Consider the following 23,196-nt stretch of genomic DNA (forward strand, 5'->3'; position numbering starts at 1 on the left):
GCGTCCTGGGTAGCCTGGGAGCGTGACCGCGCGCGACGACCTCATCCAGCTCATCCGCGACGAGGCCGTGTTCCACGGCGACTTCGTGCTCACCTCCGGCAAGCGGGCGACGTACTACGTCGACATGCGCAAGCTGTCGCTCGACCACCGCGGGGCGCCGCTCATCGGCGACGTGCTGCTCGACCTCATCGCCGACATCCCGGACATCGTCGCGGTCGGCGGGCTCACGATGGGCGCCGACCCGCTTGCGAACGCCGTGCTGCACCGCGGCCTCGCGCGCGGTCTCGCCATCGACGCGTTCGTCGTGCGCAAGCAGCCGAAGGATCACGGGCGCGGCCGCCAGGTGGAGGGCCCGGACCTCGCCGGCAAGCGCGTCGTCGTGCTCGAGGACACCTCCACGACCGGTGGCAGCCCCATCGCCGCGATCGAGGCGCTGCGGAAGGTGGGCGCGGAGGTCGTCGCCGTCGCCGTCATCGTCGACCGGTCGACGGGCGCGCAGGCCGCGATCGAGGCGACGGGCGTCGAGTACCGCGCGGCGATCGGCCTCGCCGACCTGGGGCTCGACCCCTCCTGACCCGCACGCCGGCGCCCCGCTCGTCCTGAGCGGTCGCGCGCCGGGCTGGGCGCAGGGATCGGGTCGGAGCAAGCAGGCGGAGCGGGAGGAGCGGGATGGGCGGCGTGCTCATCGGGTTCGCGATCATCGCGTTCGTCATCCTCGTCGGCTGGCTGCTCGCCCGGGCACGCGTGGTGTCGCAGGACGACCGGCTCGTCCTCAACAAGGTCGCGTTCTTCGCCGCGAGCCCCGCGCTGCTGTTCACGGTGCTCGCCTCGTCCGACATCTCGGTGCTCTTCTCCGGCGTGCTGCTCGTGGCGCTCGTGTCGTTCGTGGCCGTCGCGGCGATCTACGCCCTCGTCGCGCGCCTGCTCTTCACGAAGGACGTCGGCCGCATCGCGATCGGCGCGTCGACGTCCGGCTACTCGAACGTCAACAACATCGGCCTCCCCGTCGCCGTCTACGTCATCGGCGACGCGCAGTTCGTCGGGCCGATGATCATGCTGCAGCTGCTCGTGCTCGCTCCCGTGCTGCTCGGCATCCTCGACGTCGTGCGGGCGGGCAAGGCGTCGTTCTGGGGCATCGTGACGCAGCCGCTGCGCAACCCGATCCTCATCGCGTCCGTGCTGGGCGCCGTCGTGTCGGCGACGGGCCTCGAGATCCCGGATCCCGTGCTCGCGCCCCTCGAGATCCTGGGTGGGGCGGCGGTGCCGCTCATGCTGCTGGCGTTCGGCATCTCGCTCGGCGGCGATCGGCCGCTGTCGCCCGGGACCGGCCGCAAGGAGGTGCTGCTCGCGACGGCGCTCAAGTCGTTCGCGGCGCCCGCGATCGCCTTCGTGCTCGCCCGCTACGCCTTCGACCTCTCCGACGAGCTCGTCTACGCCTGCACGATCATGGGCGCCCTGCCGACGGCGCAGAACATGTACCAGTACGCGCTCCGGTACGAGACGGGGCAGGTCGTCGCCCGCGACGTCGTGCTGCTGACGACGATCCTGTCGCTGCCGGTGATGCTGCTGATCGCGTTCGTCCTCCGCGGGTGATTGATCAGCTGTGGTTCGCGACACGCCTCTTGGCGAGCCACAGCTGACCAATCGATGGGTGGGCATGGCGTCGTCTACGCATCCGTCGAAGCGTCGCTCGTCGCGGGCCGCTCGAGCAGCCACGTGAGCGTAGATGGCTTGACGTCGGCACCGCGATCCAGCCCCGTCCATCGACGCCTCTCGGGCATCCGTTCGAGCGCTGATGCGCTCGTGGTCACCTCAGGTTGACGGACCTCTTGCTCAACCGGCCTCTCGACCGCCTCTCGCGCTCATGATGGCCTCGGATGCGCCGCATCAGCGGTTGCTGGAGCTGATGGGAGGCGTACATGGGTAGCGCGCAGCTCATCAACGTGATCGATGGCGCTGAGGCGCCGACGTCTTTCGAGTACCAGCTGAATCCACATTGGGTCAACAATGTGGTCCACCAACGATGCAATTGGAACCGCGCGGATGGTGGCGTGTGATGAGACCGCGTGTGCTGCTTTGTGCTGTAGGCATCGCAGCCGGCCTGACGTCGCTCGGGCTCGCTGGCTGCGGTCAGCCACCGGTCTCTCAGGACTTCGAGCTCGCAGGTCCCTTGACGAACGAGGACATGCCCCTGCCCGACGGGGCCTCCGCATCCCTTCGCTACGTCACGGCGACCGAGTGCACGTCCGAGGTCCGGTGTGTCGAGGCGTGGTCCTCTGATGTCGGGCTCTTCCTGAGGTTCGAGACCGTTGCAGACGCCGAGTCCTATGCGGGCGGACACTCGGAGGTCGAGTGGGATCGGTTCGTCCTCGTCGACTTCACCGGCGTCGACATCACGCTCCGCGAGCGCTACGAGGTCGCAGGGATCATCTTCGCGCAGATGCCCTCGGAGTCCGCCTAGGCCCCTGATCGGTCAGCCGTGGCTCGCGACGCGGCGTCTCACTAGCCGCAGCTGTCCGATCATGCGAGAGAGGCGGCCGATCAGCCGAGCAGCGCCGTGATCGCCGGCACCGTCAGCACCGCGACGTAGTAGCCCATGAACTGGACGCCCGTGTGCATCTGGAACAGCTTGTTCAGGATGCCGCCGACGAGGCCGACCGTGATCGCGACGAGGAGGGCGATGAGGCCGCCCTCGTAGAGGCAGATGACGGCGATGAGGCCGGCGAAGGCGCCGATGACGGCCTCGTGCGAGACCTTCCGCATGATCCACGAGGCCGCGCGGTGCGCCTGCGTCATGGCGAACGGGTACGTCATGAGCACGGCGATGATGACCGCGAGCAGGCCGAACACGAGGAACTGCCACGGCTCGAGGAGGTCGTGCAGGTTGTTCGACGTGCCCGCCTCGGCGTCGATCGTGTAGACCGGCGGCGCGTTGAAGAGCGGGTTGGCGGGGCCCGCGGCCATGGGCGACAGGGGCAGGCCGATGGCGATGAGGGGGATGAGCGTCTCGGCGATGTACGTCGACTCGGTCGTGCCGTTCTTGATCGCCATCATCGACGTGAGGCGGCGGTAGCCGTTCTTGATGCGGCCTGCGAACGTCTCGCCCATGAGCACTGTCATCGCGACCGGCGAGAAGACGAACGTCGCGCTCGACACGACCGCGGCGCCGGCGGTCGACGCCGCCTGGCGCGCGTCGAGCACCTGCAGCGGGTTGGGCATGCGACCCGACCACGTGCGGGAGTCGGCGGCGAGCTCGAACGTGCGCGGCGCGTCCCGGCGCATGCCGGCACGGCCGCTCGGGGAGAGGGCGAGGAACAGGTCGGCGATGAGCGGACCCGTCGCGATGCCGAGGAAGAACGCGATCGAGAGGCCCTTGCCGAGCGCCTCGGTCGCGAACGCCTGCAGGCCGACGACGAGCAGCACGAACGGCACGAGCGCGACGAGCGCCGCCCAGCGGCCCTTCGACAGCACGGCGATCGCCGCGGCGGCCGCGAGGAACAGCCACGGCGCGACGGCGGTGATCGCGTCGGAGAAGGGCGTGAGGATCCAGGCGAACAGCACGGCGACGGGCACGGCGATGAGCGCGGCGATGACGCCGCCCGAGATGGCCTTGCGCAACGCGATGTGGGGCACGCCCAGCTCGCGCAGCAGCTGCGCGTCGCGCAGGAGCGGCGCGGCGAGCGTGTCGCCCGGGATGCCCAGCAGGGTCGTGGGGATGGCGTGCGTGATGTGCTTCGCCGAGATGGCGGCCATGAAGAACGCGAAGACGCCGACGGGCGGGACGCCCAGCAGGATCACGAGCAGCGTGATGGGGGCGATGGTCGCTGTCTCGTCGGTGCCGGAGACGAGGCCCAGGAGGCCGAAGACGATCGCGCCGACGACGGCCATGCCGATGGCCCAGGGGATGAGGGCGAGGAGATCCATCAGACGCCCTCCGCCCGCGCTGCCTCGGTGCGGCGACGGTGCTGCGCGGCGAGGTCGTCGTACAGGCCGAGGGCCTTCACCTCGGCGACGAGGCGTGCGGGCAGCTCGTCGGGGTCGCCGAGCGGGCCGATCTCAGCCTCGATGCGGTCCATCGCCTCGTCGCGCGAGCCCGCCGTCTCCTGGCCGATCTCGACGATGCGCTTCGGCGCGAAGAGCCGCGCGGCGATCACGGCGGCCACGATGCACGCCGCGATGCCCGCGAGCAGCGCGTACGAGCGCTGCAGGCCGGGATCGACCTCGAGCTGCCCGAACGCCCACGCGGCCAGGAGGTACGTGGGGGCGCCGAGGCCGACGCCCAGCACGATCGACCAGACGAGGTGCCGGGAGTCGACGGTGTCGCCCCACACCTCCAGCAGGCGGGACTGCTCGCTCATGCGTGCTCCTTCGTGGACAGCGCGCGTGCGACGCGCGACGACATGGGGCGAGCGAGGGCCGAGGACAGCCACGCGCTCGCGTCGGTGAGGGCGTCGAGGTCGACGCCGGTGCGGATGCCCATGCCGTCGAGCATCCAGACGAGGTCGTCGGTGGCGAGGTTGCCGGTGGCGCTGCGCGCGAAGGGGCAGCCGCCGATGCCGCCCGCGGCGGCGTCGAACGTGCGCACGCCGGCCTCGAGGCCCGTGAGCACGTTGGCGAGGGCCATGCCGTAGGTGTCGTGCATGTGGAGGGCGATCGAGTCGGGTGCGATGCCCTCGGCGGCGAGCGCGTCGACGACGACGCGCACCTGCCCGGGGGTCGCGACGCCGATCGTGTCGCCGAGCGACAGCTCGTCGACGCCCCAGCCGCGCAGCAGGGTGGCGACGCGGACGACGTCCGAGAGGGGCACGTGTCCCTCCCAGGGGTCGCCGAAGACCATCGACAGATACCCTCGCACGCGCACGCCGTCGGCTCGCGCATGCGCCACGACCTCGCGCGCCGCGGCCTCCGTCGCCGCACGGCTCGCGCCGAGGTTCTCGCGCGAGAACGTCTCGGTGACGCTGAGGAACACCGCGACGTCACGCGCGCCGGCGGCGACGGCGTCGTGGTAGCCGTGGAGGTTCGGGGTGAGCACGGGCGTGCGGATGCCGAGGTCCGCGACCCCCGCGAGCACCGCATCCGAGTGCGCCATCTGCGGCACGCGGTCGGCGCGCACGAACGAGCCGACCTCGATGACCGGCAGGCCGGCGGCGGCGAGCATGCGGATGGCGTGGATGCGATCGTCGACGTCGAGCGTCGTCGCCTCGGCCTGCAGGCCGTCGCGCGGCGCGACCTCCCAGATCGTCACGTCGTCGGGCGTGCCGCGCATGGGCTCGCGCTGCGGCAGCCCCACGTCGCGCACGCTCATCGGCCGGCTCGCAGCTCGGCGAGCTCGCGCTCGGCGACGTCGGCGCGCACGGCGCCCGCCGCGACGATGCGGGCGGCGAGCGCATCCACCTCGTCGCCGGCCGCGCCGGCGGAGACCGCGACGTTGCGGGCATGCAGGCCCATGTGGCCGCGTTGGATGCCCTCGGCCGACAGCGCGCGCACCGCGCCGACGTTCTGCGCGAGGCCGACGGCGACGACGATGCGCGCGAGCTCGTCGGCCGTCGTCACCTCCGTCATGCGCACGGCCGCCTGCGCCGCGGGGTGGCTGCGCGTGGCGCCGCCGACGAGGCCGACGGGCATCGGCAGCTCGAGCGTCGCCGCCAGGTTGCCGTCGGCATCCCGCTCCCACGTCGACAGCGACCGGTACCGCCCGTCGCGTGCGGCGTGCGCGTGGGCGCCCGCCTCGACGGCGCGGGTGTCGTTGCCGGTCGCGAGCACGACGGCCGTGACGCCGTTCATGATGCCCTTGTTGTGCGTCGCCGCCCGGTACGGATCGTCGTGGGCGAGCGCGCCCGCCTCCAGCATGTCGGCGACGACCTGCGGGCCACCGATGTCCTCGGCGCGGATCGCGACGCGAGCGCGGGCGAGGCGCAGGTCGGCCTTGTTCGTGAGGATGCGCAGCAGGTGCCTGCCCTGCGCGATGCTCGCGAGCAGGGGAGCGGTGGCCTCGGCCATGGTGTTCACGGCGTTGGCGCCCATGGCGTCGCGCACGTCGACGACGAGGTGCACGACGAGGTGCACGCGCCGTTCGCCCTCGACGATGCGCACGTCGACGCGACGGGCTCCGCCGCCGTGCTCGACGAGTCGTGGATCCTGCGCGTTCGCCAGCTCGAGCACCTCGGCCTCGCGCTCGAGGATGCGGGCGCGGGCGGCGTGCACGTCGGCGACGTCGAGCAGCTGCACCTGCGCCTGCATGATCGGGCCGGTCGTCGTGGTCGTGAAGCCGCCGAGCGGGCGCGCCATGCGCGCGACGTTGCTCGCGGCGGCGATGACGGAGGGCTCCTCGGTCGCCATGGGCACGAGGATCTCGCGGCCGTCGATCACGAAGTTCGTCGCGACGCCGACGGGGATGCCGATCGTGCCGATCGCGTGCTCGACCATGCGGTCGGCCTGCTCGAGGTCGATGCCGCCGTCGAGGAAGGCGCCGAGGTCGCCCGGCTCGATGCCGAGCTCGGCGGCGATGGCGGCGCGTCGCTCGTGCGGTGCGAGGGAGCGGAGCCCGCTGAGGCGGGAGGTGCGTGCCACGATGCATGCCTTCCTGGCGCGCGACGTCGCGCTGCCTCGGCAATGCAAGCAGTGGTGCACGGCACGGCATGTGTCTCGAGCGGATGCATTCCGGGCCACGGGTGTGTCCTCGTCGACTCCGGGCCAGGGTCGCGCGTGACGTGCGCGCGCGACGCAGGCCCCACGAACGACGACGGCCGCCCGCTCGTGCTCGAGCGGACGGCCGTGGCGGGGTCGGCGGCGCCGACCCGTGGCCCGTCAGCGGCGCGCGAGCCTGCGCGCGCCGACACCGGCGCCGAGCAGCAGCATGGCGGCTGCGAGCAGCATCCACGTCGACTCGAAGCCCGTCCGCGGCAGCGACGCCGCGCCTGCGGCTGCCTGCCCGCCGGCGACGGCGGGTGCCGATGCGCCGGGCGCGGATGCGGACGGCGCGGGGGCGGACGGCGCCGGGGTGCCCGGCGTGGGCTCGACGACGGGCACCGCGGTCACGGCGCCGACGGTCGACGTCGCGGCGAGGGAGCCGAAGCCCGAGGTCGTCGTGCCGGCGCCCTCGGCGATCGCGAGGACGACGGTGCCCACCTGGGTCGCGCCGGTGACGGTCGCGACGTACGTCGTGCCCGAGCCGGTCACGGCGACGGTCGTCGCGCCTGCCGTGCCGGAGACGCTGAAGTCGTTCGCCTCGACGCCCGTGACGGACTGCGAGAAGACGACGTCGAAGACGACGGCGGCGGGGTCGGGCTGCTCCGCCGACGGCGTCATGGTGACGCCGGGTGCCGTCGGCTGGTACTCGAGCGTCGCGGGGATGACGAACAGGCTCGTGAGGCCCGCCGACGTCGCGCCGTCGTTGGCGGCTCCGACCGTGATGGTGCCGGGCTGCTCGGCAGCGCGCACCGTCACGAGGAACGTGTCGCCCTCGCCCGAGAGCGTCACGTCCGACGGGCCGGCGGTGCCGGAGACCTGGACGTCGGAGAGGTCGAAGCCCTGCACCCACGTCGACCAGACGATCTCGAAGGTGGCGGGCAGCTCGACGACGGGCGCCGTGATCGCCCGGACCTGCGCGGTGGGCGAGGTCGGGGAGAAGCCGAAGGTGATGGTCTCGGGCGACGCGAGGTTCGCTGCACCGCGCGCGGTCACGGCCGCGCCCGCGACGACGGTCACCGAGTGGTTGCCCAGGTATGCGCTCGGCAGGTCGAGGATCGTGAGCTCGTAGGCTGCGCCCGAGCCGGTGAGGCGCATCCCGGCCTCGACGTACGCCGGATCGGGCCTCGTCGCGCCGCCGAGCACGCGCACGTCGTCGAGGCCGAAGCCCGTGACGGGCTCCGAGAACGTCACGGCGAGACGGATGGGGAGCCGAGCGGCGTTGAAGGGCTGACCCTCCGCGAGGGTGACGGCGACCGTCGGCGCGACGGGCACGATGTCGCCCGGGCCCGAGATGGCGTTCGTGAACGACGCCTGCCCCTGGCTCGACTGGCCGCTCGTGACCAGGAAGTACTGGGTGTCCGCGGCGAGCGTCGCGTCGATCGATGCGAGCGCCGTCTGCGAGCTCGATGCGGCCGCGATGCATCCGCTGGCCGACTGCGGGTCGAACGCGCCCTGGAAGAGATGCAGCTCGAGGCCGATCCGCGATGCCTGCGTGATCGACAGGTCGTACTCGCCGGCGGCGGTGACCGCGAACTGCTGGACGTCGGAGAAGGCCGACGACTCGGGGAAGGTGGCGCAGCCCGGTCCGAGGGTCGTGACGCCGTCGGAGAGCGAGCCCGAGTAGCCGAAGGTGGCGGCGCTCGCGGGTGCGACGCCGAGCGCGAGCGCGCCGCCGATCGCCACCACGGCGGTGAGCACGGCTGCCGCCGTGCGGTGCAGGGTCCGACGCATGGATCCACTCCTGTGCGGCCAGGCCGCATCGAGCCGCGCAGGACGCATCCGAGCGCTCCGGCGGCAGGTGAGCCGGCGCGAGGAGGCCCGGATGATCGCGAGCCTACCGGCCGAGTCGAACATTCCTCACGCCCGGCGTGTCGTGGGAGGCGGGCGTGCGGGATCCCGCGGTCGTCCTCCCGGATGACGGGGACGGGCTCCGCGGAGGACGCGCGGCGACGCGGCCTGCGGTGGGCTGTGAGCATGCGAACCTCACCGTCTCCCCTCCCCGCCTCCTCCGACCGTCACGTCGGCTCCTCGCGATCGGGTCGGCGGCATCGCGCCGCGCTCGCGGCATCCGTCGGCGCGACCCTCGCCCTGGCTCTCGGCGGCTGCACGAGCGCCATGGACGCGATGCAGCACGTGCACTCGGAGTCGTACGACGACGTGGCCGCCGCCGAGCAGGGGTGGGTCGGCGTCTCGGCGCCGGCCTGGCTGCCGGCCGACGCCGAGGGCATCGAGACGACGGCGACGAACGACGAGACGAACGCGGTCATCGCGGTGCGGGGCGGCACCGCGCCGGTCGGCTGCGAGGAGGGGACGCGTCGCTCGCTGCCCTTCGACGGTCGCTACGGCGGCTTCGCCTCCGGCGACGAGCTGCCCGACACCGTGCTGCTGTGCGGACCGTACGAGGTCGTCGAGACCGACGCCGGATGGCTCGGCTGGTTCACGGCGACGGAGGCGGGGCAGACGCCCGACGACGTCTGAGCCCTCGCGCTCGCCCCGACGCCCGCCCCTCCGAGGTGCGCCTGCTGCGCCGGGGTGCGGATGCATCCGCCCCTGGTTGCAGGAAGCGCACCTCGGAGGAGGAGGAGGGAGCGACGCGGCGCGGGTCAGCCCGGAGACCGCAGCGCACGGCGCGCGAGCTCGAGCCGCACGGCGACCTCGACGCGGAAGCGCGCCTCGGGGTCCGTCCACGCGGGCCCGAGCAGCACGCCGACGCGGGCGGCGCGCTGCTTGACGGTGCTCGGATGCACGCGCAGGGCCGCTGCCGCCGACTGCACCGATCCGCGCGCGTCGAGGAGGGCGCGCATCGTCTCGACGAGGGCCGTGCCGCGCTCGGCGTCCCAGGCGAGCACGGGCGCGAGCACCGCGGCGATGGAGGCGGATGCCGCGGCGCCGTCGCCGCCGAAGAGCCCCGCGTAGGGAGCGAGGCTCGCCGCGTCGACGGCACCGTCGAGGCCGAGCCCGGCGGCGAGGCGCGCGGTCGTCGTCGCGAGCGTCGCCGCCGTCGCGGCGCCGGAGAGGGCGGTCGATGCGGCGCCGACGGCGAGCGCGCCCTCGGCGCCGAGCGTCGCGAGCACCTCGGCGGCAGCGGCGGCGGGGGATGCGTGCGGCACGAGCACGACGAGGCCGTCGGGCGTGGCCGCCGTGAGCCACGCCGCACGGCGCCCCGACACCGCGACCCAGCGGGCGCGGGTCTCGGCGGTCGCAGGCACGGCGACGGCGACCCAGGGCGCGTCGACGGCGAAGCCACGGGCCGCCGCGCGACGCACGGCCGCGGGCGGGGCGCCGTCGAGCACGTCGAGCGCGAGCTCGCCGCGCACGCGATCCTCCGCATCCGCGACCGCGTCGCGCTGCACCGCGAGGAACGCGAGCACGAGGGCCGCGCGCTCGACCGTGCGGCGCCGCACGCCGTCGAGCGCCACCTGATCGGTCGCCCGGCCGACGAGCAGCGCGCCCGGGCGCTCGCGGCTCGCGAGCACGGGTGCGACGAGCTCGACCGCGCCCGCCACGACGACCGCGACCCCCTCGCGACGCGACGCCCGGAGCGCGCGCGAGAGCGACGGCACCGCATCCGCGAGCATCCCGTCGCCCGCGACGAGCCGGCCGTCGGCGTCGAGCAGCGCGACGGGTCGCTCGAGCGCCGCCGACAGGGTGGCGGTCAGCGCTGCGGGATCGGCGCCGTCGACGGCGGCGCGCGCGAGCTCGGCATGCAGGTCGGCGGCCCACTCGGTATGCCTGCGGCGATCCTCGGCGAGCTGCGACGCCGATGCGACGTCCTCGAAGAGGCTCGCGACCTGCAGCACGATCGCCGCGTGACCGCCGAACGTCGACAGCAGCGCGATCTCGTCGGCGGAGAACCGGTGCGCGTGCCGCGTCGCCGCGAACAGCACGCCCAGCACGCGGTCGTGCGCCACGAGCGGCACGCCCAGCAGCGAGCGCAGGCCCTCCTCCGCGAGCACGTCGTCGATGATCGCGTCGTGGGGCAGCGTCGTCCGCGCGTACTCCAGCACCCACTGCGGCGTCCGCGTGCGCACGGCGAGGCTCGCGACGCCGACGCCGGCGGGCACGACCATGCCGAGGAACCGCGGCGACGCGATGCCGCGCGTCGCCCGCACGTACAGCTGATCCTCGTGCGGCTCGTACGTCGACAGGTACGCGACGTCGACGCCCATGAGCTCGAACGCCCGGTCGACGATGCGCTGCAGCATCGCGTCGACCTCGTGCACGTCGAGCAGGTCGCGCGTCGAGGCCATGATGGCGCCGAGCTGCAGGTCGCGCCGCACGAGGCGCTCGCGCTCGTCGAGCAGCCGCCGCATCGCCGCCGCCTCCTCCGGCTGCGGCAGCGCCTCGCGGATGCGCGCGTCGTCGACGGAGGCGCCTGCGAGCGCGTCGTCGAGGATCCGCGACAGCGGCGACGCCTCCACGGCCGGTGCGCCTACGCCGTGGCCGCGGGCGGCCACTCGGTGAGCGGCGGCGCCGGCTCGAGCACGCCCTCGGCCACGGGCACGGGCACCTCGAAGCGTGCCGGCGGTGCGCCGTCGATCGAGCCGAGGCGGTCCTCCACGAGCACGACGTGGGCGCTCGACAGCTCGGCGATGCGCGCCCGCACCGTGCGACCGTCGGGCAGCGCGAGCGACCACGAGCCGTCGAGCCACGCGATCGAGTGGTCGTCGAGCATCGTCTCGACCGCGAGCCACTCGCCCGGCTCGCCGAGCGGCCGACCCAGCAGGTCGATGCCCTGGAAGAGGCCGCCGTCGGCGAGGTGCACGTACCCGACGGTCTCGCCGTCGGCGCGCCGATGCGGCATCCATTCGTCGGGGATCACGGCGCGACCCTACCGCGCGAGACCCGGCGCCGCAGCCTTGCGCGGTTCGCGCGCGAGGGGCGTACCGTACCGAGGCAGACGGGGCGACGAGGAGGATGCCATGGCGAGCGACGGGCACAGGCGGGTCAACGCGAGGGTCGTGGGCATCGCGATCGCGGCAGCCCTCGGCGGCTTCCTCTTCGGCTTCGACACCGCCGTCATCAACGGCGCCGTCGATGCGCTTGCCGGCGAGTTCGACCTCTCGGCGGCGGTGAAGGGCTTCGCCGTGTCGTCGGCGCTGCTCGGCTGCGTCGCCGGCGCCTGGTTCGCCGGGCAGATCGCGAACCGCTTCGGCCGCATCCCCGTGATGATGGTCGCCGCGCTGCTCTTCCTCGCCTCCTCGATCGGCTCGGGCCTCGCATTCGGCGTCGTCGACCTCATCGTGTGGCGCGTCATCGGCGGCCTCGGCGTCGGCGCCGCCTCCGTCATCGCCCCCGCCTACATCGCCGAGGTGTCGCCCGCGCACGTGCGCGGCCGGCTCGGCTCGCTGCAGCAGCTCGCGATCGTGCTCGGCATCTTCACGGCGCTGCTGTCGAATGCGGCGCTCGCGGCCTTCGCCGGCGGTGCGGCAGGCGAGCTGTGGGTCGGGCTGCAGGCCTGGCGCTGGATGTTCATCGCCGAGGCCATCCCGGCCGTGATCTACGGGGTGATGGCCATCCGGCTGCCGGAGTCGCCACGCTTCCTCGTGGCGCGCGGCGACGTCGACAAGGCCTCGCAGGTGCTGCTCGACTTCACGGGCGAGCCCGACGTCAACCTGCGCATCGAGCAGATCCGCACGTCGCTCGAGCGCGAGGACCGCGAGTCGCTGCGCGACCTGCTGGGGAAGACGCTCGGCCTGAAGCCCATCGTCTGGGTCGGCATCCTGCTGTCGGTGTTCCAGCAGTTCGTGGGCATCAACGTGATCTTCTACTACTCGACGACGCTGTGGCGCTCGGTGGGCTTCGACGAGTCGGATGCGCTGCTCACGAGCGTCATCACCTCGGTGACGAACATCGCCGTCACCATCGTCGCCATCCTCATCATCGACAAGGTCGGTCGGCGCGTGATGCTGCTCGCGGGCTCGGCGCTCATGGCCGTCTCGCTCGGCACGATGGCCCTCGCGTTCTCGTTCGCGACGCTGCAGGACGGCGAGGCGGTGCTCACGGCGCCGTGGTCGACGATCGCGCTCGTCGCCGCCAACCTCTTCGTCGTCGGCTTCGGCGCGACGTGGGGCCCGGTCGTGTGGGTGCTGCTGGGGGAGATGTTCCCGAACCGCATCCGCGCGGGTGCGCTCGCGGTCGCGGCGGCCGCGCAGTGGCTCGCCAACTTCTTCATCTCGACGACCTTCCCCGTCTTCGCCGAGATCGGCCTCACGTTCGCCTACGGGTTCTACGCGCTGTTCGCCGCCCTCTCGTTCGTGTTCGTGTTCCTGAAGGTGCCGGAGACGAAGGGCGTCGAGCTCGAGGACATGCCCGAGGAGCTCGCCGCGCGCAAGGGACGCTCGTAGCCGGATGCTGCGCGATCGCCTCTACCCGACGCCGCGGCGGGTCGTCCTCGGTCAGGCGGGCACGGGCTGGCTCGGGCTCGTCTCGTCGTGGGTGCTGCTGGGCTTCGGCGCGGTGCTCGCAGCGCTGTCCGGCTCGGGCCTCGCGGATCTGACGCTCGCATGCGCCGCCTCCGAGCGCGTGTGCGGCGCTGCGGCGTGGGGCGGCGTCGTGGCCGGCGTCACGTCGGTGGCGGTCTCGCTGCTGTTCTCGATCGTCATCGCTCGCGGCTTCGGTCCGCCCGTGCGCTGGTGGGCGCTGCCCGTCGGCGCGGCGGCGCTCGGCGCCGGGATGCTGCTGGGCGCGCTGCTCGGCGAGGGGGAGGTGCCGCTCGGCCTGCTCGTCGCGGGAGCCGCGGTGCTCGCGCTCGCGCTGCTGCTCGGCATCGTCGCCCTCTCCCAGGGCAAGGCCGCCGTCTACGGCTGGGTGCGCCTCGACGGCCTCTCGGGCCGCGAGGTGCCGATGCGCGGCGTCGAGGCGCTGCTGCCCGTCGTCGCGGTCGCGTCGTTCGCCGCGGCGGCGGCGTTCGCCGTGCACACGGCGCGGCTGCTCGCGTCCGGCTGACGTGCACGAGCGGTCGGCTGCGGCCGCGGAAGGTCTCGTCGCGATCTAGGTTGCATCGCCATCTAGGTCGCCATATGCTCATCTCGTGACCGACGAGATCCAGGAGTGGCCGGCCCAATGGCTGCGCGGGCCGCTGGCGCTGTGCGCGCTGGCGGTGATCGCCGAGCACGGCTCGCTGCACGGCTACGCGATCGCGCAGCGGCTCGACGAGGCCGGGCTCGGGGCGATCGGCGGGGGCACGCTCTACCCGCTGCTGGCTCGGCTCGAGCGCGACGAGCTCGTGACCACCGAGTGGCTCGCCGGGGCGAACGGCCCGGCGAGGAAGGTCTACGTCATCACCGCGCACGGCGCGCAGCAGCTCCGACAGGACGCCGCGCGCTGGTCGGCATTCGCCACGATCACGAGCACCGTGGTCACCGCATCGCAGGAGGAGAGGCACCGATGAGGATCTCGCTGGACGACGAGGTGCGCGAGCGCGCGCCGCACGTGGACGCCGCATGGGCGGAGGCGCTGATCGTCGAGCTGCGCCTGCGCGGCGTCTCGGGCGCGACGGTGGGCGACGCCCTGCTCGAGGTCGAGACCCACATGGCCGAGCAGGGAGGATCCGTCGTCGAGGCCTTCGGCGAGGCGAAGGAGTACGCCGCATCCCTCGACCTTCCCGACACGGCGCGATGGACCGCACCGCAGGTCGTCCGCGTCTGCGCGCAGAGCGCCCTCGTGACGCTGGGCATCCAGCTGCTCGTCGGCGGCGCCGCGGCGCTCGCATCCGGGGGCGATGCCCGCATCGCCATCGGCACGACCGTCGCGCTCGTCCTCTCGAGCGTCGTCGTGGCGTTGGCGCTCGTCGCGAAGGGGGAGGTCGTGCTGCGTCTCGCGGTCGAGCGCCCGGTGCTCGGAATCCTCCTCCTCGGCGGAGCGAGCGCCCTCGTCGTCCTGCTGGCGGTGGCGCTCGCGGGCCCCGCGCTCGCGCTCCCCGCCGTGCCGGTCCTCGGCGCCGGCATCCTGCTGCTCGGTGGCTTCGGCGCGCTCATGCTCGTCGCCAGGCGTCGCGGCAGCGAGCTCGACGACCCCATCCGGTTCCCGCAGGCCTGATCGCGAGGCGGGCGGGCGCCTGCGATGCGCGTCGCGTCGGGGTCGCCCCGACGCGTCGCGGCGTCAGGCGGTCCCGCGGTCAGACGTCGGCGTGCGGCGGCTCCGCGTCGACGTCGGACTCATGCGGCTCCGCCTCGACGAGCTCGTGCACGCCCGACACGATCTCGTCGGGGCGGAACGGGAACTGGTCGATCGACGACTGCGTCGTGATGCCCGTGAGCACGAGCACCGTGTGCAGGCCCGCCTCCATGCCGGCGATGATGTCGGTGTCCATGCGGTCGCCGATCATGCCCGTCGTCTCCGAGTGCGCGCCGATCTTGTTGAGCGCCGACCGGAACATCATCGGGTTGGGCTTGCCGACGACGTACGGCAGCTTGCCCGTGGCCGCCGTGATGAGCGCTGCGACCGATCCCGTCGCGGGCAGGGGGCCCTCGGGGCTTGGGCCCGTCGCGTCCGGGTTCGTCGTGATGAAGCGCGCGCCGCCGTCGATGAGGCGGATCGCCTTCGTGATCGCCTCGAACGAGTAGTCGCGCACCTCGCCGACCACGACGAAGTCCGGGTCGGTCTCGGTCATGGTGAAGCCCGCGTCGTGCAGGGCGGTGATGATGCCGGCCTGCCCCAGCACGTACGCCGATCCGCCCGGCATCTGCTGCTTGACGAAGTCGGCCGTCGCGAGCGCCGACGTCCAGATGCGCGACTCGGGCACGTCGAGGCCGGAGGCTCGCAGGCGCGCGGCGAGGTCGCGGGGCGTGAACATGGAGTTGTTCGTGAGCACGAGGAACTCGGTGCCCGCGTCGGTCCACTGCTGGATGAGGGCCTGAGCTCCTGGCAGCGCATGGTTCTCGTGCACGAGCACGCCGTCCATGTCGGTCAGCCAGCACTCGATGTCGGTGCGATCGCGCATTCCTCGACGCTAGCGCGGATGCCGCCGGCGCGGCAGTGCCGGTGGGATGCTGGTCGCATGCACGCACGGGGCGCTCCCGTCGACGCGGGGGAGGTGCACGGTGCACGCATCGCCACCCGAGGACGTGCCGCCGGAGGACGCCGCGCCCGACCAGGCCGCGCCCGAGGTGGGCGTCGGCCCCTGGGTCGGCGCGTGGCCGAGCGGCGACCGGTACGACCCCGAGCTGCTCGAGCACGGCGATCGCCGCAACGTCGTCGACGCCTACCGGTACTGGAGCATGGAGGCGATCGTCGCCGACCTCGACCGGCGACGGCATCCGTTCCACGTCGCGATCGAGAACTGGCAGCACGACCTCAACATCGGCTCGATCGTGCGCACGGCCAACGCGTTCCTCGCCGCCGAGGTGCACATCGTCGGCCGGCGGCGCTGGAACCGTCGCGGCGCGATGGTCACCGACCGCTACCAGCACGTGCGGCACCACGAGACGGTGGAGGCGCTCGCCGCCTGGGCGGCCGAGGCGGGCCTGCCGATCGTCGCCGTGGACACGCATCCGGCCTCCCGACCGGTGGACGCGGCGCCGCTGCCGCGGACGTGCGTGCTGCTGCTCGGGCAGGAGGGCCCCGGGCTGACGGAGGCGGCGATCGCCGCCGCGGTCGAGCACGTCCACGTGCGGCAGCTGGGCTCGACGCGCTCGCTGAACGCGGCCGCGGCGGCGGCGGTCGTCATGCACGAGTGGCTGCGGGTGCACGCGCCGGTCGGCTGAGCCCGCTCAGGCGCCCGTGAGGGTGAGGATGAGCAGCAGCACGTTGAGGGTCACGAGCGCGAGGGCGAAGAGCGCGCCGAGCGCCGTCGTCCACCAGCGGTTCACGTGCTCGCCAAGCACCGAGCGACGCGACGTGAGCCACACGAGCGGCACGAGCGCGAACGGGATGCCGAACGACAGCACGACCTGGCTCAGCACGAGCGCGAGCGTCGGGTCGACGCCGAGCGCGAGGATCACGAGGGCCGGCACGAGGGTCACGAGCCGACGCGTCGTCACGGGCACCCGCACCTTCACGAGCCCCTGCATGATCTCCGAGCCCGCGTAGGCGCCGACCGCCGTCGAGGCGAGGCCGGAGGCGAGCAGCCCGACGGCGAAGAGGGTCGCGATGCCGGCGCCGAGCGCCGCACCGATGGCGGCATGCGCGCCCTCGAGGGAGTCGGTGCCCTCGACGCCGGCGAGGTTCGCGGCGGCGAGCACGAGGATCGCGACGTTGACGGTGCCGGCGATGGCGAGCGCGATCGAGACGTCCCAGCGCGTCGCGCGCAGCAGGCGGGGGATGGCGAGGCCGTCGCGCTCGCGATGCTGGAAGCGGTCGCGCGTGAGGCTCGAGTGCGCGTAGATCGCGTGCGGCATGACCGTGGCGCCGAGGATGGATGCAGCGAGCAGCACGGTGTCGGGCCCCTCGAACCGCGGCACGAGCCCGCCGAGCGCCTCTGCGCCGGGCGGGGCGACGACGACGCCGGCCGTGAAGCCGACGGCGATGACGACGAGCAGCCCCGTGACGACGACCTCGAAGACCTTCGGCCCGCGCCGCGTCTGCATCCACAGCAGCGCCATCGAGATCGCACCGGTGATGGCGCCACCGGCGACGAGGGGGATGTCGAAGAGCAGCCAGAGGGCGACGGCGCCGCCGATGACCTCCGCGACGTCCGTCGCCATGGCCACGGCCTCCGCCTGCAGCCAGTACGCGATGCGCCCGGCGCGCGAGCCGAACCGCTCGCCGAGCACCTCGGGCAGCGACCTGCCCGTGACGATGCCGAGCTTCGCCGAGAGGTACTGGATCAGCCAGGCCATGAGGTTGCCGAGCACGACGACCCAGAGCAGCAGGTAGCCGAAGCGGGCGCCCGCCGTCATGTTCGCGGCGACGTTGCCGGGGTCGAGGTACGCGACGCCCGCGACGAGGGCCGGCCCGAGCAGCCAGAGCGGGCGGGGGCGGCCGAGCGCGGCGAGTTTCGGCATGCCGAAACTGTAGACGGAGGCCGAGCGAAAGGGCAACCCGTCTCGTCACGGGCAGGGGGACGGCTCGACACGAGGCGATTCGGGGGACGAAGCGGACGGCGTTGCATTGGAGGACCGTGCCCTGGGGCATAGGTTCGGCCACGCATGAGGATCGCTCATGCCGGGTTCGAAAGGCCGTGCATGTCCCCCTCCTCCGCCTTCGCCGCATCGCGCCTGCCCGCGCTGCGAGCGACCGTGCTCCTCGTGCTCGCGTGCCTGCTGGCCGCGTTCGCGCTCGTCGCCTCCGCTCCGGCCGCGCGCGCCGACGCGCCGACCTCCGTCGTGACCACCCCGCAGGGTGCGGTCGCGCCCGGCGCCACCGTCACCTACGAGTTCACCTGCGCGCCGACGGACGGCGACCGCGACTTCACCCTCGCCTACGCGATCGTCGACGGCGCGAACGAGCTGCTGGCGTCGCCGCTCGGCGACGACCGGTACCGATTCGACTACTCGGGTCCGCGGTCCGCGGACATCCTGCTCGCCTGCTTCTACGAGACCTCGGGATTCGGGACGCCCGTCACGTACGACGTGGTGCCGCAGGCCGCCGTCACCCTGACGTACGTCCGGAATCCGATCGCGGTCGGCGACCGGATCGTCGCGGACGTCACCGTCACGGGTGCCGACGGCACGCCGACGGGCTCGGTGTACCTGAGCGGCGTCCTCTTCTCCTGCACCCCGCTGCAGCAGGGCACGTCGCGATGCACGTCCCTCGGCACCGCCTTCCCCAACACCTTCGGCATCCGGGCCGTCTACAGCGGCGACGCGACCTACGGGGAGGCCGTGAGCGAGCCGGCGTCCATCTCCGTGCTCAGGGCGCAGACCACGACGACCGCGACCGTCGTGACCGACGGCACGCCGTCCATCGGTGAGCCCACGACCGTGCGCGTCGACGTGCAGAACCCACCGACCGACACCGACGTCTTCGACTTCAACCCGGTGACCGGCACCGTGGAGGTGCGCGCCGGTGACGCCGTGCTCTGCTCCATCACGATCACGGACGCCCCCATCGAGTGCCAGATCTCGCTGCCGGTCGGCACGTCCGACATCACCGCGACGTACAGCGGCGACTACCTCCGGCTCGCGTCGACCTCCGCTCCGCAGCGCGTCGTCGTGCAGGGCGCGACGCCGACCGTGACGGTGACCACGGATGCGACCGCCACGACGACGGCGGGCGACGTCGTGCTCGCGACGGTGCGCGTGGACGGCGAGCTCGACACGCCCACGGGCACCGTCGCCATCGGGACGGGTGCGGGCGACGCCGTGTGCGCCGCCGCGCCGCTCGTCGACGGCGTCGCGACCTGTCGCATCGCCCTCCCCGCAGGCGCCACCACCGTGACGGCGACGTACTCGGGCGACGCGACCTACGCGACCGGCACCGCGACCACGACGGCGACCGCCACCGCTCCGGCCGCTCCGGTCCCGTCCACCCCGCCGTCGGAGCCGGCCGTCCCGGCTCCGTCCGCCTCGCCGTCCGCACCGGCTGCGACGCCCGCCGCGACGGCGCCCGCCGTCGCTGCGCATCAGGCCGGTGCTGCGCTGCCGCGCACCGGCGACGGCGTCGAGATGTGGCTCGCAGGGCTCGCGATGCTGCTCGTCGCGGCGGGTGCCGCCGGGCTCGTCGCGCGCCGGGTGCGTCGCCCCTGACGCGGACGGGCTGCCCTTCGAGGCTCGCTGCGCTCGCACCTCAGGGAGCGGTTGGGGGTGCGCTCGCGCCTCGGGGGCGGTTCGGGGTGCGCTCGCACCTCAGGGAGCGGTTGGGGGCGCGCTCGCGCCTCGGGGAGCGGTTCGGGGTCGCCCGTCCGCTTCCTGGGGTGGCCGCGCGCGGCGCGGGCGCCGGGTGGGTCGCCCGTGGCGCTGAGCGGCTGCCCTTCGAGGCTCGCTGCGCTCGCACCTCAGGGAGCGGTTCGGGGTGCGCTCGCACCTCAGGGTTCGGGGTGCGCTTGCACCTCAGGGAGCGGTTCGGGGTGCGCTTGCACCTCAGGGAGCGGTTCGGGGTAGCTCGTACCTCAGGGGGCGGTTCGGGGTGCGCTCGCACCTCAGGAGCGGTTGGGGGTGCGCTCGCGCCTCAGGGGGCGGTTGGGGGTGCGCTCGCACCTCGGGGGGCGGTTGCGCCCCGTTCGTTCGCTGCGCTCGCGCCTCGGGGAGCGGTTTGGGGGGTCGCCCCACCCGCTCCCTGAGGAGGCCGCGAGCGGAGCGAGCAGCCGTCTCGAAGGGCTAGCCGATCAGGCTCGGCTGCAGGTCCCGCAGCGTGCGGTGATCCATCATCCGCGCGACGCCGAGGATGACGAGCACGAGCGCCCCGGCCCCGAAGAGCGCGAGCACGAGCACGTCGTGCCAGGCGACGGCGGACGATCCGCCGTACATGACCTGGCGCAGCGCCTCGACGGCGTACGTCATCGGCATCGCGTGGTGCAGCGCCGCGAGCGGACCGGGCAGCGTCTGCCAGGGGAAGGTGCCGCCCGCGGTGACGAGCTGCACCACCATGAGCACGAGCCCGAGGAACTGGCCCACGGATCCGAGCCACACGTTGAGCGCGACGATGATGGCCGCGAACGCTGCCGAGGCGAGCAGCATGACGCCGAGCACGCCGAGCGGCACCGCGAGCGTGAAGCCGAGGGCGAGCGTCACGATGCCGAAGAGCGCGACCATCTGCAGCGCGCCGAGCGACGCGGGCGCGAGCCAGGAGGCGATGCCCACCCGGATGGGCGAGCGCAGCGCCGTCACGGCCCGTCGCGACACGGGACGCACGATGAGCAGCAGCGCGTAGATGCCGATCCAGGCCGCGAGCGACAGGAAGAAGGGCGCGAGCCCCTCGCCGTAGGAGCCGGCGCTCGTGACGGCGTCGGCGTCGAGCCCGACGGGATCGGCGATGGTCTGCGCCTGGTCGGTGCGCAGGGATGCGCTCGAGTCGGGGATCTCGGCGACGGCGTCGTCGAGGCCCGATGCGAGCTGCGACGCGCCGTCGTCGAGCTGCGCGATGCCGGCGTCGAGGCTCGCGGCGCCGTCGGCGGCGTCGTGGGCGCCGGAGGCGAGCGTCGTCGCTCCGGCCGACGCCGACGCGGCGCCGGAGGCGAGCGTCGTCGCACCCGACGAGAGCTGCGACGCCCCCGAGGACGCCTGCGCGATGCCGTCGGCGAGCTGCGGGGCGGCGGCGGAGAGCCGATTCGCACCGTCGGCGACCTGCTGGGCGCCCGCGGCGAGCTGCTGCAGCTGCCCGGAGGCGGCCTGCACCTGCCCGTCGCCGTCGACGATCGCGGCACCGAGCGCGTCGAGCGGTGCGAGGGCGTCCGCGACCTGCGCGTCGTCGAGCCCCGCCGCCTGCAGCGCGGCGACGACGTCGGCGCGCGTCTGCGGCACGTCGGCGGCCAGGCCGCTCGTGACCTGGGCGACCTGCGCGCCGACGGTCGCGACCTGCGCGTCGCCGTCCGCGACCTGCTGCGTGCCGGCGGCGAGCGCGGCGGCGTCGGCCGGCAGGGAGGCGGTGGACGACTGCAGGGCCGCGAGCCCGGAGGCCAGCGGTGCCGCGCCGTCGGCCACCTGCTGTGCGCCCGACGCGAGGTCGCCTGCGCCCGCGGCGAGCGCATCCGCACCGGTCGCCAGCTGCGCCGTGCCGTCGGCGAGGGCCGTCGACCCGTCATGCGCCTGCGTCGCGCCCGAGGCGAGGCTCGTCGCTCCCGAGGACGCGTCGACGAGCCCGGTGCGGATGTCGGAGATGGCGAGCAGCAGTCGCCCGGCCGCCTCCTCGCCGACCGACTCGCGCACGGAGGCGAGGATCGCGTCGGTCGCGCGCTCGCCGATGGTGCCCGCGAGGTAGCCATTGGCGTCGTTCGTCTCGAGCACGACGCGAGCACGGCGCGGGTCGTCGCCGGCGGCGCTCAGCAGGTCGGCGGAGAAGGTCGTCGGCAGCGTCACGGCGAAGTCGTACGTGCCGTCCTCGACGCCGGCGGCGGCGCTCGCGGCGGTCACGCGATGCCAGTCGAAGTCGTCGGAGGCGACGAGCCGCTCGGCCACCTCGTCGCCGACGACGCGTGCGGCGCCGTCGGCGTCGGTCGCGCCTGCGTCGGCGACGACGAGCGCGACGGGCACGGCGTCGAGGCTGCCCTCGGGGTCCTGGTTCGCCCACAGGTAGAGGCCGCCGTAGAGCAGCGGCACGGTGCACAGCGCGAGCAGCGCGATGCGGGCCATGGGCGTCGCGACGAGCCTGCGCAGCTCGGCGAGCACGATCTGGGGCACGGTCATGCCGCTGCCTCCTGGGTCTCGAGCGCGGTGCGGGGCGCCGCATGCCGCGCGGATGCGTCGGCGGCACACAGCACGCGCGCCGAGGCGGGGCTCGCGAGCACGAGCACCGCGAAGCCGCGGTCGGCGAGCGAGCGCGCGAGCGCCCACCAGTCGTGCGGATCGCCGCCGTGGCGATCGGGGCTCGCGAGCACGATCGCCTCGACGTCGTCGCGGAGGATCGCGAGCTCGGCGAGCAGCCGGGTGCGCACGGCGGGGGCGACGTCGGCGATCGGCACGTCGAGGTCGGCGAGCACGTCGAGCTGCGCCGCCCAGCCTCGGACGCTGCGCGGGCTGCCGGGCACGCCCGCGAAGAGCAGCTCCTCCGCCAGCACGCCCGCGAGCGTGATGGCCGGGTCGGGGTCGGAGGCGCGCGGGGCGTCGACGAGGGCGACGCGTGCGCGCAGCCCGCGGCGATCCTCCACGCCGTCGAGCAGCACGCGCCCCGCCCTCGGCACCATGCGCCCCGCGGCGACGAGCCCCAGCACGGTGGGGCGCTGCTCGGTCTCGACGACGAGCAGCGTCGCCTCGCCCGAGGCGAACGCCGCATCCGTCGGGGGCAGCGCTCGTCCCATGGCGACCTGCTCGATCCGCACGTCCATCCGCATCCTCCTCGCGACCGGTCGATGCTATTATGAACTGACCAGTCAGTACAAGTATTCCACGGAGGCACGCATGGCCCGGCCGAACCGCAGCCGCGAGAAGGTGCTCGACGCCGCCGCGGCGCTCGCCGCCGAGCGGGGCGTGAGCGCCACGACCGTCGACGACATCGCCGAGCGCGCCGGCGTCGCGAAGGGCAGCGTCTACTACTCGTTCGCCGGCAAGGACGCCGTGTTCGAGGCCGTGCTCGCCGAGGCGGTCGTGCGCACCTCGACGCGGCTGGGCGACGCGCTCGCGGGCGCGCCCTCGGGATCCGCGATGCGGGCCGTCGTCACCGCCTTCCTCGCCGGCGTCGAGGAGCGCCCAGCCGTCGCGAAGGTCGTCGCGGGCGAGCTCTTCCGCACCGACCGCCCCTGGCAGGAGTCGCTCGCCGGCTACCGCGCCGCGCTCTTCTCGCTCGTCGCCGACGCCATGGCCGCCGACGGCGGCACGCGTCCGAGCACGCTGCGCGCCTCCGCCGTCGTCGGCGCCATGGTCATGGTCGCCTTCGAGCGCACGGTCTTCGAGCCGGACGCCACGGTCGCCGAGGCCATCGAGGCCGTGCTCGCGAGCGCCCGCTGACCGCGCGCGCATCCGGCGCGACGCC

The 23,196-nt window shown here is 73.7% G+C and carries 22 protein-coding genes; 11 read left to right on the forward strand and 11 right to left on the reverse strand.

Translation table 11 applies throughout. From position 1 onward, the window contains the following. Positions 1–22 precede the first annotated feature (22 nt). The 3 genes from pyrE (at position 23) to ABD249_RS01340 (ending at position 2,461) form a co-directional block, all read left to right on the forward strand. Entirely contained in the window at positions 23–574 is a 552-nt protein-coding gene (gene pyrE, locus ABD249_RS01330; RefSeq protein ID WP_344339515.1) for an orotate phosphoribosyltransferase, read from the forward strand. A 95-nt stretch (positions 575–669) separates the two neighbouring features. Continuing rightward, positions 670–1,593 (forward strand): AEC family transporter, encoded by a 924-nt coding sequence (locus ABD249_RS01335; RefSeq protein ID WP_344339517.1) that lies wholly within the window; start codon positions 670–672, stop codon positions 1,591–1,593. 592 nt (positions 1,594–2,185) lie between these two features. Next, the gene (locus ABD249_RS01340; RefSeq protein ID WP_344339519.1) at positions 2,186–2,461 is read left to right on the forward strand and encodes a hypothetical protein; all 276 of its coding nucleotides are present in this window, start codon (positions 2,186–2,188) and stop codon (positions 2,459–2,461) included. A gap of 80 nt (positions 2,462–2,541) precedes the next feature. On the opposite strand, the gene ABD249_RS01345 is transcribed toward ABD249_RS01340, so the two are convergent. The 5 genes from ABD249_RS01345 to ABD249_RS01365 form a co-directional block, all read right to left on the reverse strand. Continuing rightward, complete coding sequence (locus ABD249_RS01345; RefSeq protein WP_344339521.1) at positions 2,542–3,924, reverse strand: tripartite tricarboxylate transporter permease; 1,383 nt, start codon at positions 3,922–3,924, stop codon at positions 2,542–2,544. Next, complete coding sequence (locus ABD249_RS01350) at positions 3,924–4,358, reverse strand: hypothetical protein (protein WP_344339523.1); 435 nt, start codon at positions 4,356–4,358, stop codon at positions 3,924–3,926. The genes ABD249_RS01345 and ABD249_RS01350 overlap by 1 nt, the downstream gene beginning before the upstream one ends. Next, entirely contained in the window at positions 4,355–5,305 is a 951-nt protein-coding gene (locus ABD249_RS01355; RefSeq protein WP_344339525.1) for a hydroxymethylglutaryl-CoA lyase, read from the reverse strand. Before ABD249_RS01355 ends, ABD249_RS01350 begins: the two co-directional genes overlap by 4 nt. Continuing rightward, a complete protein-coding gene (locus ABD249_RS01360) occupies positions 5,302–6,570 on the reverse strand; it encodes a hydroxymethylglutaryl-CoA reductase, degradative (RefSeq protein WP_344339527.1) in 1,269 nt (422 codons plus the stop codon). The genes ABD249_RS01355 and ABD249_RS01360 overlap by 4 nt, the downstream gene beginning before the upstream one ends. A 237-nt stretch (positions 6,571–6,807) precedes the next feature. After that, positions 6,808–8,421, reverse strand: coding sequence for an LPXTG cell wall anchor domain-containing protein (locus ABD249_RS01365; protein ID WP_344339529.1), 1,614 nt, complete (start codon positions 8,419–8,421; stop codon positions 6,808–6,810). A 384-nt stretch (positions 8,422–8,805) separates the two neighbouring features. On the opposite strand from ABD249_RS01365, the gene ABD249_RS01370 reads away from it, so the two are divergent. After that, the gene (locus ABD249_RS01370; protein WP_344339531.1) at positions 8,806–9,168 is read left to right on the forward strand and encodes a hypothetical protein; all 363 of its coding nucleotides are present in this window, start codon (positions 8,806–8,808) and stop codon (positions 9,166–9,168) included. A 125-nt stretch (positions 9,169–9,293) separates the two neighbouring features. On the opposite strand, the gene ABD249_RS01375 is transcribed toward ABD249_RS01370, so the two are convergent. Together ABD249_RS01375 and ABD249_RS01380 are read right to left on the reverse strand one after the other, a co-directional pair. Beyond that, on the reverse strand, positions 9,294–11,111 hold the full coding sequence (locus tag ABD249_RS01375) for a GAF domain-containing protein (protein ID WP_344339533.1): 1,818 nt from the start codon (positions 11,109–11,111) through the stop codon (positions 9,294–9,296). A gap of 11 nt (positions 11,112–11,122) precedes the next feature. Further along, positions 11,123–11,512 (reverse strand): hypothetical protein, encoded by a 390-nt coding sequence (locus ABD249_RS01380; RefSeq protein WP_344339535.1) that lies wholly within the window; start codon positions 11,510–11,512, stop codon positions 11,123–11,125. A 100-nt stretch (positions 11,513–11,612) separates the two neighbouring features. On the opposite strand from ABD249_RS01380, the gene ABD249_RS01385 reads away from it, so the two are divergent. The 4 genes from ABD249_RS01385 to ABD249_RS01400 all read left to right on the forward strand — a co-directional run bounded on the left by ABD249_RS01385 (position 11,613) and on the right by ABD249_RS01400 (position 14,730). Then, positions 11,613–13,037, forward strand: a complete 1,425-nt coding sequence (locus ABD249_RS01385; RefSeq protein ID WP_344339538.1) for a sugar porter family MFS transporter — start codon at positions 11,613–11,615, stop codon at positions 13,035–13,037. 4 nt (positions 13,038–13,041) lie between these two features. Continuing rightward, complete coding sequence (locus ABD249_RS01390; RefSeq protein ID WP_344339541.1) at positions 13,042–13,638, forward strand: hypothetical protein; 597 nt, start codon at positions 13,042–13,044, stop codon at positions 13,636–13,638. An 85-nt stretch (positions 13,639–13,723) separates the two neighbouring features. After that, positions 13,724–14,083: a PadR family transcriptional regulator gene (locus ABD249_RS01395; protein WP_344339543.1), complete on the forward strand. Its 360-nt coding sequence runs from the start codon at positions 13,724–13,726 to the stop codon at positions 14,081–14,083. Continuing rightward, complete coding sequence (locus ABD249_RS01400) at positions 14,080–14,730, forward strand: hypothetical protein (RefSeq protein ID WP_344339545.1); 651 nt, start codon at positions 14,080–14,082, stop codon at positions 14,728–14,730. The genes ABD249_RS01395 and ABD249_RS01400 overlap by 4 nt, the downstream gene beginning before the upstream one ends. A 79-nt stretch (positions 14,731–14,809) precedes the next feature. Here ABD249_RS01400 and ABD249_RS01405 read toward each other — a convergent pair whose 3' ends face one another. After that, positions 14,810–15,634 (reverse strand): HAD-IIA family hydrolase, encoded by an 825-nt coding sequence (locus ABD249_RS01405; RefSeq protein ID WP_344339547.1) that lies wholly within the window; start codon positions 15,632–15,634, stop codon positions 14,810–14,812. A 100-nt stretch (positions 15,635–15,734) separates the two neighbouring features. Between ABD249_RS01405 and ABD249_RS01410 the strand changes: the two genes are divergently transcribed. After that, entirely contained in the window at positions 15,735–16,397 is a 663-nt protein-coding gene (locus tag ABD249_RS01410; RefSeq protein WP_425546268.1) for a TrmH family RNA methyltransferase, read from the forward strand. A 6-nt stretch (positions 16,398–16,403) separates the two neighbouring features. Here the strand turns inward: ABD249_RS01410 and ABD249_RS01415 are convergent, their stop codons facing one another. Further along, positions 16,404–17,636 carry an Nramp family divalent metal transporter gene (locus tag ABD249_RS01415; RefSeq protein ID WP_344339549.1) on the reverse strand — a complete coding sequence of 411 codons (1,233 nt, stop codon included), beginning with the start codon at positions 17,634–17,636 and terminating at the stop codon, positions 16,404–16,406. Between the two features lie 180 nt (positions 17,637–17,816). Here ABD249_RS01415 and ABD249_RS01420 point away from each other — a divergent pair, with 180 nt between their 5' ends. Beyond that, complete coding sequence (locus ABD249_RS01420) at positions 17,817–19,319, forward strand: Ig-like domain-containing protein (RefSeq protein WP_344339551.1); 1,503 nt, start codon at positions 17,817–17,819, stop codon at positions 19,317–19,319. A gap of 570 nt (positions 19,320–19,889) precedes the next feature. Here the strand turns inward: ABD249_RS01420 and ABD249_RS01425 are convergent. Both ABD249_RS01425 and ABD249_RS01430 read right to left on the reverse strand, forming a co-directional pair. Then, entirely contained in the window at positions 19,890–21,914 is a 2,025-nt protein-coding gene (locus ABD249_RS01425) for a YhgE/Pip family protein (RefSeq protein WP_344339554.1), read from the reverse strand. Then, the gene (locus tag ABD249_RS01430; RefSeq protein WP_344339556.1) at positions 21,911–22,552 is read right to left on the reverse strand and encodes a hypothetical protein; all 642 of its coding nucleotides are present in this window, start codon (positions 22,550–22,552) and stop codon (positions 21,911–21,913) included. Before ABD249_RS01430 ends, ABD249_RS01425 begins: the two co-directional genes overlap by 4 nt. A gap of 73 nt (positions 22,553–22,625) precedes the next feature. Between ABD249_RS01430 and ABD249_RS01435 the strand changes: the two genes are divergently transcribed. Continuing rightward, a complete protein-coding gene (locus ABD249_RS01435; protein ID WP_344339558.1) occupies positions 22,626–23,171 on the forward strand; it encodes a TetR/AcrR family transcriptional regulator in 546 nt (181 codons plus the stop codon). Positions 23,172–23,196 lie beyond the last annotated feature (25 nt).

Source organism: Agrococcus versicolor, assembly GCF_039531815.1.
Taxonomy (GTDB): Bacteria; Actinomycetota; Actinomycetes; order Actinomycetales; family Microbacteriaceae; genus Agrococcus; species Agrococcus versicolor.

What these genes read in the sequence shown, in the direction of transcription:
- ABD249_RS01365 (WP_344339529.1), bottom strand. Translation starts at nt 8,421, where the DNA reads ATGCGTCGGACCCTGCACCGCACGGCGGCAGCCGTGCTCACCGCCGTG.
- ABD249_RS01335 (WP_344339517.1), top strand. Translation starts at nt 670, where the DNA reads ATGGGCGGCGTGCTCATCGGGTTCGCGATCATCGCGTTCGTCATCCTC.
- ABD249_RS01405 (WP_344339547.1), bottom strand. Translation starts at nt 15,634, where the DNA reads ATGCGCGATCGCACCGACATCGAGTGCTGGCTGACCGACATGGACGGC.
- ABD249_RS01400 (WP_344339545.1), top strand. Translation starts at nt 14,080, where the DNA reads ATGAGGATCTCGCTGGACGACGAGGTGCGCGAGCGCGCGCCGCACGTG.
- ABD249_RS01430 (WP_344339556.1), bottom strand. Translation starts at nt 22,552, where the DNA reads ATGGACGTGCGGATCGAGCAGGTCGCCATGGGACGAGCGCTGCCCCCG.
- ABD249_RS01355 (WP_344339525.1), bottom strand. Translation starts at nt 5,305, where the DNA reads ATGAGCGTGCGCGACGTGGGGCTGCCGCAGCGCGAGCCCATGCGCGGC.
- ABD249_RS01390 (WP_344339541.1), top strand. Translation starts at nt 13,042, where the DNA reads ATGCTGCGCGATCGCCTCTACCCGACGCCGCGGCGGGTCGTCCTCGGT.
- ABD249_RS01385 (WP_344339538.1), top strand. Translation starts at nt 11,613, where the DNA reads ATGGCGAGCGACGGGCACAGGCGGGTCAACGCGAGGGTCGTGGGCATC.
- ABD249_RS01420 (WP_344339551.1), top strand. Translation starts at nt 17,817, where the DNA reads ATGTCCCCCTCCTCCGCCTTCGCCGCATCGCGCCTGCCCGCGCTGCGA.
- ABD249_RS01425 (WP_344339554.1), bottom strand. Translation starts at nt 21,914, where the DNA reads ATGACCGTGCCCCAGATCGTGCTCGCCGAGCTGCGCAGGCTCGTCGCG.
- ABD249_RS01340 (WP_344339519.1), top strand. Translation starts at nt 2,186, where the DNA reads ATGCCCCTGCCCGACGGGGCCTCCGCATCCCTTCGCTACGTCACGGCG.
- ABD249_RS01370 (WP_344339531.1), top strand. Translation starts at nt 8,806, where the DNA reads ATGGACGCGATGCAGCACGTGCACTCGGAGTCGTACGACGACGTGGCC.
- ABD249_RS01350 (WP_344339523.1), bottom strand. Translation starts at nt 4,358, where the DNA reads ATGAGCGAGCAGTCCCGCCTGCTGGAGGTGTGGGGCGACACCGTCGAC.
- ABD249_RS01345 (WP_344339521.1), bottom strand. Translation starts at nt 3,924, where the DNA reads ATGGATCTCCTCGCCCTCATCCCCTGGGCCATCGGCATGGCCGTCGTC.
- ABD249_RS01435 (WP_344339558.1), top strand. Translation starts at nt 22,626, where the DNA reads ATGGCCCGGCCGAACCGCAGCCGCGAGAAGGTGCTCGACGCCGCCGCG.
- ABD249_RS01415 (WP_344339549.1), bottom strand. Translation starts at nt 17,636, where the DNA reads ATGCCGAAACTCGCCGCGCTCGGCCGCCCCCGCCCGCTCTGGCTGCTC.